Genomic DNA, 15,130 nt, shown 5'->3' with positions numbered 1-15,130 from the left:
GACTTACACTATCGAAAGAGTTGATGCAAACCGTGGAGGCGGCGCCTACGCTGTCTGGCAGGACTGGCCCGCTGCTTCAAGTCTCGAATTTGTTGCAACAGGACAGCGGGACTGTCTGGCGCCCAGTGGACCTGGCTTGTGTAGCCTACGCAACGGCACTGTGTTTGCCGCACTGGTCGGTGTTGGTCTCACCGGTGGGGTCGGGCTGGCCTTACTCGTCGGGTCAGGCGGCTCGTCCGGCTATCTGATCGACTATGCCCGCCGCGAGATTCCGACCACCTCGGAGGCGACTTGGGGGACCCTATTCACTGATCTTGGAAAGACCAGTCCGTCGGCCAAGGCGGTGACGGACACCCCCGCCGCCGTTTTTCAGGCGGCCGACCTGGTAGCCGAAATCAAGAGCGTACTCGGCATCAATGTCACCGATCTTGCAGGGATCGCGGGTGTCTCCCGTCAGACGATCTATGATTGGGTCGGCGAAGGGCAGATAAGCGACCCGAATTACGAGCGACTGCTCGCGCTCCGTCAGGTTTGCCTGGACTGGCAGGCACGCGTGAAGGGACCAGTGGGGCGTCTGCTGCGCGCCAAGGGTGCCCATGGCCGCTCGTTGCTCGATTTGTTGGGGCAGGAATCACTGGATCACGCCGCTATCGAACAGCAATTGGGCGTGCTGGCGGCCAAGGCTGTGGAGCAAGCAGAGCAGCGGCAAGCGCGCAACGCGGGATTCGCCCCGCTAACCGAGAAGGACCAGTACGAGAATCTATTGACGCATGCTATTCCAGCGGCTGATTCGTAGATTATTTCGCATCCGGATTGCGCCGACCGCAGAGGACCAACCACTCCCCGCGGCCGAATCGATCAAAGCGCGTGGCTGGCGGCAGTGGTCCTGCGTCGCGCGCGCCGATATTCCATGGGTGCGAGACGGCGCATCCCATGCGGGTTCCGGGAATGGGACTGATGGAACCCGGCTGTTGGTGGTCACGCAAAGCTGTGATCTTGTGCATCCTGACTACGGGAACGAGCCGGTCGTCGAGATATTCCGGTGCGAATCGCTCGGGCCCGATTACCAACCGGACGGGAACCTTACGGCGGGGAAGAACCCACGTTCACTGCTTGTGCGGCTCTCCATCGCCGGGATCGATTCTTGGTTTCAACTCCGCTCGAATGGCCGTGCCTTGGTGCCGCGGCACCGATTGGCTACGATCGATCCCGACGCATCGGTGGTAGTGACGGACGCGGCGGTTCGTATCCTCCAGCGATGGATACTCAACCGCACGATTCGTACAGCGTTTCCAGATGCCTTCAACGAGAGAACGCAGAAGGTCCGAAGCAAGCTGGAGAGCCGATTGAAAAAAGGCGGCGCATCTTTGCTGGGTCTCTATATCAAACTGTCTTCCTGGGACGAACTACCTAGAGACCAAGGCTACGCGGTCGATTTCGTGGGGCTGGTCGATGAGGGACTAGATAGGGAGCACCGTAAGAGGATCGAGCGGTTACTCGGCGAGGTTGCGCGAGCCTTCGAGGAGACCGACGGTATTGCGAGCTGCGACTACCAGGTGCAGGACGAAGAACAGGCATCGCTGAATTTGCTGCGGACCCACCGCCTCTTTCCGTTGGATTTTCTGAGCCTGGGCGATAAGTCGGGTGGGGATCTGCCGCCACTCGCATAGCCCCCGTTCCGGCGCTGATGTCAGCAGGTCAAGCACCCGTGATTCATGCCGCCAACCGCAGCCGCTCCAACATCTCTTGAACCCCCTTGTCGTCCGCATGCCCGCCCAGCATGGTCCGTAACCCGGAGAGCGCCCAGCGGTTGGCGATCGGCCCAAAGCTGGTGGTCCGCGATAGCCAATAGGCGGCCTCTTCACGGGTGAACTGGCGGACGCGATGGGCGATCAGCTCCACCCGATCCAAATCTTTGATGCGGTCCTGCAGACGGAAGATCAGGGCGAGCTTGGCGCCGGCCTCTTCGTCCAGGGGCAGATTGCCGCGGGAGCGCAGCCCCTCATTGGTGAGGTAGCGAGACAACTCCAAGGGGACGCCGGCCGGATCGGTGACACCTTCGACGACGCGACGCAGCATCGGCAGGCAGCGGTGCAGGGGCTCGCCCGCGAGGTTGCCGCGTTCGATCAGGACGGGGCGGGCGCGGCGGCGCTGGCCGTCCGGCCCCTTAGCGGACGCGTCATGGTCGCGGTACTGGCGCTCCTTGACCACCAGCACCGGGATCGGAGCATCCTGCCATTCGGTGATACGCAAGAGGAAAGGCGCCTTGGCGCTGAGCTTGGCGAGTTGCTCCGCGAGGTGTTTGGCGAGATCGAGCGGTACTTTTTTCTTAGCCATGGGTGTCGATCAGTGCCCTAGTCTTTGCTCAGCTCGCCAACCAGTTTGCAGCCGGGCTGCGGCTCGGCGATGACGATCTGGACCTCGGTGTCTCCATCCTGAGTGGTCAGGGCCATCGCCGGGTCCAGCAGCTCCTCGAGGGCCTTCACATCCTCGGGCTTGAGTTGATGCAGTTGCAGGCTGATCCGCCCCCCGCCGGGAAGCTTGAGGCCGCTGACTTCCAGGTAATCGATGGTGGAGGTGCCGCCGGTCTTGTAGATCTCCGCGAGCCGTTTCTTCAACAGTGGCAGCACCTTCCGGCGCGCCTGATCGCCGGAGAGCGACAGGGGTTCTACCTTCGTGATCACCCAGCCACGGACGGCGGCCTCGGTCTTGGTGACGACCTTATAGTCCGGGCTGACGGTCTCCAGCACCCATTCGTTGGCCCCACGCAGGACGGTGGAGTCGAGGCTAGGATCCTGGTCCGGGGCATGGACATAGAGGGAGTTGGCCTTGACCAGCTCGTCAATGGCTTTGCCCGTGTCCTGAACTGAGATGTCGCCGTGGGTCTGCGCAACCGCGGCGGCCACGTCGGTGACCGAGCAATAGCGGGCCTGCGCGATGGCCTCCTGGACCCACTTGCGGACCTGGGCAGCGTCGGGTTTGTCCGCGGCAGTCCAGTTGCGCTGCTTGGCGCCCTGGGGGGTGACCAGGCACCAGCCCGGTTCGGCGAGGTCGATCGGGAGCGGGAGCTGGCCCGTCTCGCGGGCGTAGAAGTCGGCCGGTTTCTCCGATTCGGCTGGCCCCATGCGGAAGAGGCACCAGGCGCCGTGGCCTATCCCAGCACGGATGAGCGTCTCGAAGACACCCTTGTCCTCCAGGACGGGCCAGTCACGACGGCAGGCGAAGGCGCTACGCAGATCCTCCAGGGTCTGGTAATCCTTGTTCGCGGCAAAGAACAGCTTGACGGCAGCGCCGGCGGTCGCGCTGGTGGCGGCCAGTTCGGCGGTGACAAGCTTGCCCTCGCCCAGTAGAACCTCGCGGATACTTTCGATCACCGAGCGCCCACCTTCGCCGCCGGCCGTACTGATCTCGCGGCGAACAATCTTGCCCCCCTGACCTGGATACCAGAGGTTGCGGTACGCCTGGGTGACGACGGTCAGCAGGGCCTGCTCGCGCTCCTTGGTGTCACGGTTGAAGGTCTGGTCGCTTAAAACCGCCTCCGACAGGCCGTAGCCGGCCGGGTTGTTCTTGAGCGTGCGTCGCGCCAGTACGTCGATGCCGATGCCGCTCAGGCGTTCGCGGAGATCCAGGGCGCGGGTAGCGGCGTTGTCCAGCATGTCATCGCCGGGGCGGTACTCGCCGTCCACCTCGACCGTGTCCGGCACCAGAAGAAAGACCAGGTTCTGGTGCACGCGGGGCTTGTTGGCTCCCGACTGGGTGATGAGCTGCGTAGGATCCACCGACGAGCTATCCAGAGCAATCAGGGCCAGGGTGGGCTTGGTGCCTTTGTCCGGGATGCGCTCTGGAAGCTCCACCTCGGCGATGACCTCGAAATTGAGGGTGCCTGGCTTGACGACCTTACGCGAGGTCTCGTGGATGAGCTGATCGACGCCCTTGGTGCCGCGCAGTGCCCGGCGGATATCCGCCAGGACCCGGTTGATCGAGACCCCGGTGCTCGCGTAGTAACGGCCTTCGGTCTCCGAGTAGCGCAGGTAGTACGCCTGGGAGCGCAGGGCATCCAGGGCCGTTTCCACTTGGGGCGGGGTCATGCCCGGGAAGGCGGTGGCGAACAGGGCGTCCTGCTTGGCGATGCCGAAGACGTTGGAACCAAGTCCGTCGCCGAACCCTGCGAGACTGTGCAGGAAAACCGTCTTCCAGGCGTATTCGTGAAGGGGGAAGCCCTCCGGATGGGGATTGGCGCGGTCAGCCAGGGCGGCATTGCTGTGCTGCGCCTTGAGGTCGCCGCTGTCGGGGCCGCCGAGGTCGGCGTTGATGATCGGCATCAGCTCCGCACTTTCGGTGCGGCTCACCAGTTCGTCAGAGAGTCGCGGGTCACGTAAATCCAGGTGGCAGGCATGGATCATCGGTGCGGGGGCCTGGCGGCGCCAGAGGTTGGCGACCGTCAGCGCCAGGACGCGCAGCACACCGCGGGTACCCTGAAAGCTCTCGACGGTGGCGAGCTTGTCGGTCAGGTAGTCGATCAGGGTCGGGTGAAAGGGATAGTGGGCGATCAAACGCTCGCGGTAGGTCTCCTGCCGGGCCTGCTCGGGCAGCAATAGGGCGGTGCGCCGGTACATCTCCATGTAGGCATCGGCCGTGGTCGCAGCGCCTCCCTGGTCGATCCGGGTGAATAGGCGGCGCGCCAGCACCCGTGAGATTTCTTGGCCGCGGACTGGGACCACGGCCGTGGCATCACGCTGGACGACGCTGCGGACCTCACCGTCCGCCGCGCGGGCGATCCCGAGCGCTTCCTCCTTGGAGACATCCTGGCCGCGGGCCTTGGAGACGAGATCCAGGATCATCGCAGTCTGGCGGGCAAAGGCGTCACGCTGACTGGCCAGGGTCAGGATCACGGCGAGCCCGGTATGCTCCTTGGCGTACTGGAAAAGCGACATCAGGAAGGTCGCCACACTGGAGCGCCCACCCGGCCGGGCGGCCTCAATGCGGGCCGCGTAGGCCGCCAGCTCGTCGAGCATGATAAGGACCTTGCGGCCCTTGAAGACGATGTCGAAATACTCGTCCCCAGGGGAACCGAAGGAACTGGCGCCGGGGCCGATGGACTGATAGAGGGCCTCGCCGCCGATCTGGAAGGCGATCTCGCCCCATAGGGTATAGGGGATCAGCCGTGGGCCGTGGGTTTCATGGATGGCAACCCGGTCGCCGGCGATACCGACCACGGTGACCTCACCGGGGGCCGGCAGCAGGGCGGCGTCGATCGCGCCCAAGGCCGCGTCGGCGATCGCCGTGCCCTTGAACGCCAGGTGGGTGGCGGCAATCAGGGTGTGCGTCTTGCCGCCCCCGAAGGCACTCTCCATGCGTTGGATCGCCGGATAGGTCGCGTCTTTCCCGCCGAGCCGTCCGAAGCAGTTGCGCAGAACCTGACGCATGCCCTCCGTCGGGTAGGTCCCCTCGCCGAAGAAAGCCAGCGGGTCCGTGTAGATGTTCTGCACCACATCGGGATCGCCCCGGTAGTGGTCGATGACCTGCATCAGGTTGGCAGTGAAGATTTCCGGGTTGAGGGTTCCGGCGAGTAGATCGGCGCGGGGCTGGCAGAATTCCAGAATCGACATTGATGCGTTCCCTCTCTGGCGGCGATGAGCGGGTGAGTTTAGGCTTTCCTGGGTATCCGTTCCAAATCTTCTATCGCCTTCGGACACGATGACCGGACGTAGGGGCGGGTTTCAAACCCGCCCCTACACGAAAGTCTGTCTGGAGATCAGGTGCGAACGCTATACCGCCGACTCCCCAGCCACAAATCCAACTCCGCCAGGCGCTCCGGAGTGCCGATATCGACCCAGTGTCCGCGGTGCTGGTGACCGCTCACCCGGTCCGCGGTCATGGCGTCCCGCAGCAATGGCGCCAGGGGAAAGGCGCCTGGTTGGCAGTCGGCGAACAGTGCCGGGTGATAGATGCCGATGCCGCTGAAGGTGAGACGCGGCTCGCCTGTTGCGCGCACGCGCCGGTCGGCGAGGTGGAAGTCACCCTTGGTGTTATGGGGCGGATTCTCGACCAGGACCAGATGCGCCAGGTCCTGGGCCGCGAGTGTCAGGTCCGTGAAGGGACAATCGGTCCAGACATCGCCGTTGACGACCAGGAAGGGGTCGGGACCCAGCAGCGGCAGGGCTTTGAAGATGCCGCCGCCGGTTTCCAGGGCCTGGCCTTCGCCCTCGGCCGAATAGCGGATCGCGACCTGGAAGCGTGCGCCGTCGCCCAGGGCCGCTTCGAGTTGGCCGCCCAGGTGGGCGTGGTTGATGACGAGGTCTTGCACCCCGGCCGCGGCCAGCCGCTCGATGTGATATTCAATCAGCGGCTTGCCGCCGGCCTTCAGCAGCGGCTTGGGGGTGTGGTCGGTCAGCGGGCGCATGCGGTTGCCGCGCCCGGCCGCCAGGATCATGGCCCTCATGGAATCCGCCTCCTGGTCAGCCGACCAGGCGTTCGCGCAAGCAGGACCCATTGTGCTATCCGCATCGCGCAAAACCCTGTTGACCGCCGCCCAAATTCCCGCTCTAACCCACTATCCACTATCCACTATCCACTATCCACTATCCACTATCCACTATCCACTATCCACTAACCCCGCATCGAGTCGAAAAACTCGCCATTGGTCTTGGTGGCCTTGAGCTTGTCGTGCAGGAATTCCATAGCGGCCAACTCGTCCATCGGGTGGAGAATCTTGCGCAGGATCCACATTTTTTGCAGATCGGCCGGGCTCATCAGCAGTTCTTCGCGGCGGGTGCCGGAGCGGTTGATGTTGATCGACGGGAAGATGCGCCGCTCGGCGATGCGCCGGTCCATGTGGATTTCCATGTTGCCGGTGCCCTTGAATTCCTCGTAGATGACATCGTCCATGCGCGAGCCGGTGTCGACCAGGGCGGTGGCGAGGATGGTCAGGCTGCCGCCTTCCTCGACATTGCGCGCGGCGCCGAAGAAACGCTTGGGGCGCTGCAAGGCGTTGGCGTCCACACCGCCGGTCAGCACCTTGCCGGAGGAGGGCACCACGGTGTTGTAGGCGCGGGCGAGCCGGGTGATGGAGTCGAGCAGGATCACCACGTCGCGCTTGTGCTCCACCAGGCGCTTGGCTTTCTCGATCACCATTTCGGCGACCTGCACATGGCGGGTGGCGGGCTCGTCGAAGGTGGATGAGATGACCTCGCCGCGCACCGAGCGGGCCATTTCGGTGACCTCTTCCGGGCGTTCGTCGATCAACAGCACGATCAGGTAGCAGTCCGGGTGGTTGTGGCCGATGGACTGGGCGATGTTTTGCAGCATCATGGTCTTACCGGCCTTGGGCGGGGAGACGATGAGACCGCGCTGGCCCTTGCCGATGGGGGCGACCAGATCGATGGTGCGGGCGGTGATGTCCTCCGTGCTGCCGTTGCCGATCTCCAGCCCGAGCCGCTTCTGGGCGAACAGCGGGGTGAAGTTCTCGAACAGGATCTTCGATTTGGCGTTCTCTGGCCGGTCGAAGTTGATGTCGTTGACTTTGAGCAGCGCAAAATAGCGCTCGCCGTCCTTGGGTGGTCGAATCTTGCCGGAGATGGTGTCGCCGGTGCGCAGGGCAAAGCGGCGAATCTGGCTGGGGGAGACATAGATGTCGTCCGGGCCGGCCAGGTAGGAGGCATCCGCGGAGCGCAGAAAGCCGAAGCCGTCGGTCAGTATCTCCAGGACGCCGTCGCCGTAAATATCCTCGCCGCGTTTGGCCTGGGCCTTGAGGATGGCGAAGATCAGGTCCTGTTTGCGGGAGCGGCCGACGCCTTCGATCTCCATGGTCTGCGCCAGCTCGACCAACTCGGGCACCGGCGACTTCTTCAATTCGGTTAAGTTCATGAACGCTCTTCGTCAGGCAGGGTCAGGGGGAGGTGCGCGGTGCCATGCGATGGGTCGACGTCAAGAGAAGACGGCGTGAGGCAACCGCGTACCGGGGAGAGGGCGTCCGAACGAACGCCGCGTGGAATTGATGGAGGTTCGGTCGCATCCGTACGCGCCGCGGCGCGAACCTCAGGAACCGGCGACGAGGGGAACCACGGGATGCATTTTGTGTTCCGTGGCCCCTGTCTGGTGTCTAGAGATTGCTGTCGATAAATGCCGTGAGTTGCGACTTGGAGACCGCACCGATCTTGGTCGCCTCCACCTCGCCCTTGCGAAACAGCATCAGGGTCGGGATGCCGCGGATGCCGTAGCGGGGCGGAGTTGCCTGATTTTCATCGATATTAAGCTTGGCGACCTTGAGTCGGCCGGCGTAGTCCTTGGCAATCTCGTCGAGGACCGGGGCAATCATTTTACAGGGCCCACACCAGTCGGCCCAGTAATCCACCAGGACGGGTTGGGGAGATTTCAGTACCTCGTCCTCAAAAGAGTCATCGGTCACATGGACGATGCTGTCGCTCACTGAAGTTCGCTCCGGTTGGTTGTTCGCGTGGCTGCTGGGGGGACCAAGCCGCGAGGTCCGCGGGCGGCACATCGTGCGCGTCCGGTCGGATGGCTTGCTCGGCTGCTGTCGGTTGTTTACCGGGTCAGGTCGTGATCGTGTCGGAGCAGGCCGAGGGCGGGTGAATTGGCGCAGAGATTGGCCCAAGGGTTAAGATGCTATTTGATCCAAAGCGAAAAGAATTTGCAAGCCTTGCCGCCGGTGAGGTCCGCACACCGAAGCCCTTAGGATTTCAATGACTGAGACACACCTGACGACGAAGCGCTTCGACAGCTTCGATCTTGACCTGAGCATTTTGCAGGGTCTCGCCGACGCCGGTTTCTCCTACTGTACGCCGATCCAGGCCGCGACGCTGCCGATTGCGTTGGCAGGTCAGGACGTTGCCGGCCAGGCGCAGACCGGTACCGGCAAGACCGCCGCCTTTCTGCTGGTGATTCTGGAGCGGCTCCTGGCCTCCCAACCGACACCGTCCGCGGAGCAATCCCAGCCGCGCGCGCTGATCGTGGCGCCGACCCGTGAGCTGGCGGTCCAGATCCACAACGACACCTTGCTGCTCGCCCGCCACACCGGTTTCCGCGTCGGTCTGGTGTTCGGCGGCACTGGTTACCAGCAGCAGCGCGACGATCTGGCCGCCGGCGTCGATATTCTGATCGGCACCCCCGGCCGCCTGATCGACTATTACAAGCAGCACGTCTACAGCCTCAACCGCGTCGAGGTGGTCGTGCTGGATGAAGCAGACCGCATGTTCGATCTTGGCTTCATCAAGGATATCCGCTTTCTTTTCAAGCATATGCCGCACCCGGAGGAACGCCTGGGGATGCTCTTCTCCGCGACCCTGTCCTACCGGGTTCTGGAGCTTGCCTATGAGCACATGAACCAGCCGCAACTGGTCAAGATCGAGTCGGAGCACGTGACGGCCGATCGGGTGCGTCAAGTCTGCTATATGACCGCGAATTCCGAGAAAATTCCTCTGCTGATCGGTTTGGTGCGGGGTTGGGAAGACCCGCGTGTCATGGTGTTCGTGAACACCAAGCGGGAGGCCGACCGGGTCTGGGGGTTTCTGCAGGGCAACGGCATCAATACCGCCGTGCTCTCGGGTGACGTGCCGCAGAAGAAGCGCCTGAAACTGCTGAAACAGTTCACCGACGGCGAGTTGCCGGTTCTGGTGGGTACCGACGTGGCGGCCCGTGGACTGCATATTCCGGATGTGACCCACGTGGTCAACTACGACCTGCCCGAGGACGCGGAGGACTATGTGCACCGTATCGGCCGCACCGCCCGGGCCGGCGCGGCCGGGGACGCGGTCAGCTTCGTGTGCGAGACCTATGCCTTCTGTTTGCCGGATATCGAGCGGTTCGTCAGCGCCAAGATCCCGGTGGCGCCGGTGGATGTGGCGCTGCTGCCGGATATCGATCCCAGAAGCCGGTTGCGTCCGGAACGCGAAGATCGCGAGTATCGCAGCGACGGGCGCGACGGGCGGGGTCCCCGCGACGGGGGCGGCGACCGCGGCCGGTCTGGACCGCGCTCTGGTTCTCGCGACGGGCGCGGATCGGGCGGCGACCGCCGTCGTGACGGACCGGGCGGGCCCGAGCGCCCCCGGCGTCCGCCCCAAACCACTGAATCGACGCCGGTTCAGGTTCAGACTCAGGTCCAAGCGGCGGAGCAGCCGGTGGCCGGTCCGATCTTTATGGCGGATCCGGTGTTGGCTGCCATGCCTGACCTGAACCCGGATGGGGCCCCGGATCTGAATCCGGATCAGCTCCCGGTCCGCACCCAGCGCCGTCGGCGGCGGATGCCCGAGCAGGCCGCGCTGACCTCGCCGCCGCCGCCCGGAACCGCGGCGGCGGCGATCCCGGCGATCCCGGCGATCCCGGCGATCCCGGTGATCCCGGTGATCCCGGTGATCCCGGTGATCCCGGTGATCCCGGCGGTGCCGGCCGAATCCATCGCCGTAACGTCCGAGACGCCCGCCGCGCCGGTCGAGGCGGGCGGCGAGCCGGTGAAAAAGCGGCGTCGCCGGCGCCGTCGCAAGCCTGCCGGGGCAGCGGGCGAGCGTCAGCCGATCGATCCGGCGGTTGATCAGGCGCCACGCGAGCCGCTGAGCGAGACCTCGGAGTCATGATGGTGGATGCGCTGCGCTTATCCACCCTACAAAACCGGCGCTGCTGTAGGGTGGATAAGGCGCGCCGCGCAATGTTAGAGACTGGGCACGTCGGTTGTGCGCGCCGCATCCACCATGCGTCGCACGAGGCCCTTACATTTTGCGTTGCTGGAGCCCCGGCAGCAGGTCCGCGAAGTTGTTGATTGCCGCGAACTCGTCGGTCGCGTGCCGCGGCTCGTGCGAGTCCGGTTCCAGTACGGCGATGAGATGGATCAGGCCATAGGTTCGCGCGGCGCGCAGGACGCTCAGGCTGTCATCGACGAACAGGGTGCGGGCCGGATCGAAAGGCAAGACCTCTTGCATCCGGATCCAGAAAGCCGGGTCCTCCTTGGGCAAGCCCAGGTCATGGGCGCTGATGATTCGTTCGAAGTGATGGGCCAGTCGCGTGCGGTCCATCTTGATCGCCAGTGATTTCTGGTGGGCATTGGTCACCAGGACACGGCGCTTGCCGCGGGCGGCGACGGCCTCCAGGAAGTCCGCGACATGGGGGTGGACGGCGATCAGGTGGTCCACTTCCGTCTTGAGCAGCGCGATATCGAGGCCGAGTTCCTGACTCCAGTGATCGATACAGTACCAGTTGAGCGTTCCTTCGCGGTCGCGGTAGCGTCCGCGCAGTTCGGTCTTGGCCGCGTCCAGCGTCAGCCCGCGGGCCTCGGCGTAGCGCTGGGGGACGTGTTCCCGCCAGAAGTGGTTATCGAAATGCAGGTCCAGCAAGGTGCCGTCCATGTCCAGAAAACAGTTGTCGATGCAATCCCAATCGATCATGGTGATGGCCTTGTCCCCGGTCGTCGTGGGTGTTGATGTACAGGCCCGCGCGGCGCGCTGCCCCGCTTAACGGAGCCACCCGCGTGTCTGCAAAGCCCAAAATTTTGGCTCGGCGACTGGTCGCCCAAAGCCGTCTGTTCCGCGTCGAGGAAGTGGACCTGGAGTTCGCCAACGGCAGTCGGCGAACCTACGAGCGCATCCCCGGCGGGTCCGATTCGGTGCTGATCGTGCCGCTGTTGGATGCCCAGACCCTGCTCTTGATCCGCGAGTATGGGGCCGGGAGTGACCGCTATGAACTGGGGCTGCCCAAGGGCATCGTCGAGCCCGGTGAGGATCCGCTGGCCGCTGCCAATCGCGAATGTCAGGAGGAGGCCGGCTATGCCGCGCGCGACTTGCAGGTGCTCGGCCGGGTTTCGCTGGTGCCGGGGTACATCGGGCACCGCAGCCTGATCGTGCTCGCCCGCGACCTCTATCCGAGCCGTCTGCCGGGGGATGAGCCCGAGCTGATCGAGGTCGTGCCCTGGCGTCTCGACAATCTCGATGCGCTGCTGGCACGCGATGATTTCGACGAGTCCCGCTCCATCGCCGCGCTTTTTTTGACCGAGCGTTTCCTTGCCCGCGAGTCGGCCGGGGTCGGCGGGACACCGGGTTTTCCCCCTGATCGCCATCGCCCGATACTTCCCGTGTCGTCCTGACCAGGCACCTGCGCCATGTCTCTTCAACCCAAGTCCCAACGCGTTGTTCCGTAGGTCTATGCAGTGAGTCTGTTCGACTTGAATTGATCGGAGGTCCCGAATGCCATGTTCGCTCTCACCGGCTGCGGTTCTGATCTGCGTTAGCCTGCTCGTGGGCGGCTTCGCCGCGGCAGAGGTTTCGTCGGACGCCGGGGAAGTCGAGGATGTCTACGGTTTCGATGACGCCCCGCGTGCCGAGCCGCTGGATCACCCGGCCTGGTTCAAGGCAAGCTTTCTCGACCTCGACGCAGATCTGAAGGAGGCCGTGGCGGTCGGCAAACAGGGTCTCATGGTCTACTTTGGCCAGCCCCGCTGCGCCTATTGCCACAAGCTGATGACGGTCAATTTCGGGTCCCCGGATATCGTCGAGTACACCCGCAAGCACTTCGATGTGGTCGCCATTGATGTGTGGGGCATCGACGAGGTGACTGACGTCGGCGGGGTGCGGCTGACCGAGCGCGCCCTGGCCGAGCGCGAGCAGACCAACTTCACCCCCGCGATCCTGTTCTACGATGCTGCGGGCAAGGTGGCCCTGCGGCTGCGCGGCTATTACCCGCCCTATCAGTTTCGTGCCGCGCTGGAATACGTGGCGGACGGCCATCATCAGCGCGAGTCCTTCCGCGACTATCTGGCCCGCGGGGACAATCGTATGGTGTTCGATGAGGGCGATCTCAATGACGAATCGTTCTTCGCGCCGCCCCCCTACAACCTGGACCGCCGCTATCCGAGCGATCGGCCGCTCGCGGTCTTTTTCGAGCAGGGCGATTGCCATGGCTGCGATGTCCTGCACGGCCAATCCTTGCGGGAGGAGGCGATCAGGCGCCAGTTCGCCGATCTCGACAGCGTGCAGCTCGATCTGCGCTCGACGACGCCGGTGGTGACGCCCGCGGGCAAGCCGATGACGGCGCGGGATTGGGCGGCTGAACTCGGACTCTTCTACGCGCCGTCGATCCTGTTCTTCGACGAGCGCGGCCGGGAGGTCTTGCGGGTCGACTCGGTGGTGGGTTTTTATCGCCTGCGTCATCTCATGGCTTACATCAACAGCAAGGCGTATCGCACCGCGAGCTTTCAACAGTGGCGGCAGGGCCGGGAGTTGTTACCATAGGGGGACTGTCTCATCCGGAGCGCAGTCCGTGGCGGATTTGAAACCGGCTCGCTGCCGATCCTTGAGTTGTCGGGATGTTTTGCTGTCGCCAACCGGCTCGACTGTCGCGCGGTCGGGCCGGTGCCGGCTGTTCTGCGCGCTGGTGGTGCTGTGCTCACTGTTGGCGGCCGGCGAGGCCACGGCACTCAAGCTGGAGGTCCGGGTTCAGGGCTTGGCGGGCGAGCAGCAGTCCAATGTGCTCGCTCAACTCGCCATTTATCAGGAGCGCAAGGACGCGGCCTTGACCGAACCGCGGATGCAGGCCCTGCACCGCCTGGCCCCGGATCAGATCCGTGCGGCCCTGATCCCCTTTGGACTTTATCGGGTGCAGATTCAGGACAGCCTGACGCGGCCGGCCGATCCCGCCGGCGCCTGGATTGCCGATTACCGGGTGGACCCTGGTGCCCCGGTGAAGATCACCGCGGTAAATTACCAAGTGACGGGTTCTGGGGCGGGCAACCCGGCCTTTCCCAAGACTTTCCCGATGCAGGTCGGAGAGGTGCTGCTGCACAGCCGGTACGAGCAGGCGAAGGGCGACCTGCGTGCGGTCGCGTCAGCCCAAGGCTATCTGGATTACCAGTTGGTGCGCCATCAGGTCCTGGTCGATCCGGCGAACAACAGTGCAGTGGTGGACCTGACGCTCGATACCGGACCCCGCTATGTTTTCGGCCCGGTGACTTTCACCCAGGATCTGCTGGCCGATGACCTGCTGCGCCGCTATGTGCGTTTCAAACCGGGGGATGTCTACAACCCCGACCGGCTGGTGAGTCTGCAATCGCGTCTGCTGGGGACCGAATACTTCGGCAAGGTGGAGATCGTGCCGCACAAGGACCCGACGGGGGAGAGTCTGGTGGTGCCGATCGAGGTGATCGCGGAGCGCAATCAGGCGAACAAGTTTCGGGTGGGTGCGGGTTTCGCCACCGATATCGGTCCGCGCGTCAGCATGGACTGGCGCCGTCGTTACCTGAACCAGTGGGGGCACAATTTCCGCAGCCTGCTGAGCCTGTCCCCGGCCCTGTCGCAGTTTAACTTCGACTATCGGATCCCGATCCGGGACCCACGGCGTGATTATCTGCGGATCAACCCGAATTTCACCTATTACGATACGACCACCCGCTCCGGCTGGATCGGCCTGGTCCACTTCGGCCAATCGATCGTCACCCCGGGCGGCAGGCGGCGTGATCTTGGTATCGACTACCGCTACGAAGACTTCACCATCAACGACGTGGAGACGGACGAGGTCAATGAGCTGGTCCCCAATGTATCCTGGGCCAAGACGGTCGCCGATGATCCGCTCTACACCAGCAAGGGTTACCGTCTCAAATACACGATTCTCGGTTCGGTCGGCGGGCTCATTTCCCCGACTTCCTACGTGAGCGGCGTCCTCGACTTCAAAGGGATCAGGCGCCTGTCGAGCAAATACCGTCTTATCGTTCGCAGCGATCTGGGCGCCACCTGGGCCGGCAGTCTGGATGACTTGCCGGCCAGTCGGCGCTTCTATGCCGGCGGCGATCAGTCGATCCGCGGTTGGGGCTACGACACCCTGGGCCCGAATGACCCGATCACCGACGAGACGATCGGCGGACGTTTTCTGGCCGTTGGCAGCCTGGAGTTGGAACGGCAACTCAAGGGTAACTGGAGTGCCGCCGTGTTCACCGACTTCGGCAACGCGTTCGACCCGGAGTATGCGCTGGAATACGAGCAGAGTCTCGGCCTGCAGGTGGCGTGGCGGTCGCCCATCGGTCAGGTCCGGTTGGCCGTGGCCTTTGCCCTGACCAAGGATCAGGGGCCAAGCAACTGGGGTCTGCCGCCGGCGCGACTGCATTTCATCATCGGGCCGGATTTGTGAGGATATTGGC

General features: G+C 64.0%; 12 protein-coding genes. 6 read left to right on the top strand and 6 right to left on the bottom strand.

From position 1 onward, the window contains the following. Nucleotides 1–136: 136 nt before the first annotated feature. Together QZY03_RS15950 and QZY03_RS15945 are read left to right on the top strand one after the other, a co-directional pair. Nucleotides 137–796 carry a hypothetical protein gene (locus tag QZY03_RS15950; protein WP_295582735.1) on the top strand — a complete coding sequence of 220 codons (660 nt, stop codon included), beginning with the start codon at nt 137–139 and terminating at the stop codon, nt 794–796. Beyond that, a complete protein-coding gene (locus tag QZY03_RS15945) occupies nt 771–1,670 on the top strand; it encodes a hypothetical protein (protein WP_295582733.1) in 900 nt (299 codons plus the stop codon). Before QZY03_RS15950 ends, QZY03_RS15945 begins: the two co-directional genes overlap by 26 nt. Before the next feature lie 43 nt (nt 1,671–1,713). Here QZY03_RS15945 and QZY03_RS15940 read toward each other — a convergent pair whose 3' ends face one another. From QZY03_RS15940 to trxA, 5 genes are all read right to left on the bottom strand, one after another. Continuing rightward, entirely contained in the window at nt 1,714–2,337 is a 624-nt protein-coding gene (locus tag QZY03_RS15940; protein WP_295582731.1) for a hypothetical protein, read from the bottom strand. Between the two features lie 17 nt (nt 2,338–2,354). Beyond that, nucleotides 2,355–5,609, bottom strand: a complete 3,255-nt coding sequence (locus tag QZY03_RS15935; protein WP_295582729.1) for a DUF499 domain-containing protein — start codon at nt 5,607–5,609, stop codon at nt 2,355–2,357. A 146-nt stretch (nt 5,610–5,755) separates the two neighbouring features. After that, entirely contained in the window at nt 5,756–6,442 is a 687-nt protein-coding gene (gene murU / locus QZY03_RS15930; RefSeq protein WP_295582727.1) for an N-acetylmuramate alpha-1-phosphate uridylyltransferase MurU, read from the bottom strand. Nucleotides 6,443–6,609: 167 nt separating this feature from the next. Further along, on the bottom strand, nt 6,610–7,866 hold the full coding sequence (gene rho / locus QZY03_RS15925) for a transcription termination factor Rho (protein WP_295582725.1): 1,257 nt from the start codon (nt 7,864–7,866) through the stop codon (nt 6,610–6,612). Nucleotides 7,867–8,101: 235 nt separating this feature from the next. Then, nucleotides 8,102–8,428, bottom strand: a complete 327-nt coding sequence (gene trxA, locus QZY03_RS15920; protein WP_020503205.1) for a thioredoxin TrxA — start codon at nt 8,426–8,428, stop codon at nt 8,102–8,104. A 274-nt stretch (nt 8,429–8,702) separates the two neighbouring features. Between trxA and QZY03_RS15915 the strand changes: the two genes are divergently transcribed. Then, a complete protein-coding gene (locus QZY03_RS15915; RefSeq protein WP_295582723.1) occupies nt 8,703–10,589 on the top strand; it encodes a DEAD/DEAH box helicase in 1,887 nt (628 codons plus the stop codon). A gap of 132 nt (nt 10,590–10,721) precedes the next feature. Here the strand turns inward: QZY03_RS15915 and yrfG are convergent, their stop codons facing one another. Beyond that, a complete protein-coding gene (gene yrfG / locus QZY03_RS15910; RefSeq protein ID WP_295582721.1) occupies nt 10,722–11,393 on the bottom strand; it encodes a GMP/IMP nucleotidase in 672 nt (223 codons plus the stop codon). Nucleotides 11,394–11,476: 83 nt separating this feature from the next. Between yrfG and nudE the strand changes: the two genes are divergently transcribed. The 3 genes from nudE to QZY03_RS15895 all read left to right on the top strand — a co-directional run bounded on the left by nudE (nt 11,477) and on the right by QZY03_RS15895 (nt 15,120). Next, a complete protein-coding gene (nudE, locus tag QZY03_RS15905) occupies nt 11,477–12,088 on the top strand; it encodes an ADP compounds hydrolase NudE (protein WP_295582719.1) in 612 nt (203 codons plus the stop codon). A gap of 100 nt (nt 12,089–12,188) precedes the next feature. Then, nucleotides 12,189–13,232: a thioredoxin fold domain-containing protein gene (locus QZY03_RS15900; protein WP_295582717.1), complete on the top strand. Its 1,044-nt coding sequence runs from the start codon at nt 12,189–12,191 to the stop codon at nt 13,230–13,232. Between the two features lie 79 nt (nt 13,233–13,311). After that, on the top strand, nt 13,312–15,120 hold the full coding sequence (locus tag QZY03_RS15895; protein WP_295582715.1) for an autotransporter assembly complex family protein: 1,809 nt from the start codon (nt 13,312–13,314) through the stop codon (nt 15,118–15,120). The last annotated feature ends 10 nt before the right edge of the window (nt 15,121–15,130 follow it).

The organism is uncultured Lamprocystis sp. (assembly GCF_903933125.1).
GTDB lineage: Bacteria > Pseudomonadota > Gammaproteobacteria > Chromatiales > Chromatiaceae > Thiodictyon.
Note: the sequence above shows the minus strand (reverse complement) of the source record. Positions and strands in the feature narration are given on the sequence as shown.

Coding starts and splice junctions, on each gene's coding strand:
- QZY03_RS15945 (WP_295582733.1), top strand. CDS start 771: ATGCTATTCCAGCGGCTGATTCGTAGATTATTTCGCATCCGGATTGCG.
- yrfG (WP_295582721.1), bottom strand. CDS start 11,393: ATGATCGATTGGGATTGCATCGACAACTGTTTTCTGGACATGGACGGC.
- QZY03_RS15940 (WP_295582731.1), bottom strand. CDS start 2,337: ATGGCTAAGAAAAAAGTACCGCTCGATCTCGCCAAACACCTCGCGGAG.
- QZY03_RS15915 (WP_295582723.1), top strand. CDS start 8,703: ATGACTGAGACACACCTGACGACGAAGCGCTTCGACAGCTTCGATCTT.
- QZY03_RS15935 (WP_295582729.1), bottom strand. CDS start 5,609: ATGTCGATTCTGGAATTCTGCCAGCCCCGCGCCGATCTACTCGCCGGA.
- rho (WP_295582725.1), bottom strand. CDS start 7,866: ATGAACTTAACCGAATTGAAGAAGTCGCCGGTGCCCGAGTTGGTCGAG.
- QZY03_RS15900 (WP_295582717.1), top strand. CDS start 12,189: ATGCCATGTTCGCTCTCACCGGCTGCGGTTCTGATCTGCGTTAGCCTG.
- murU (WP_295582727.1), bottom strand. CDS start 6,442: ATGAGGGCCATGATCCTGGCGGCCGGGCGCGGCAACCGCATGCGCCCG.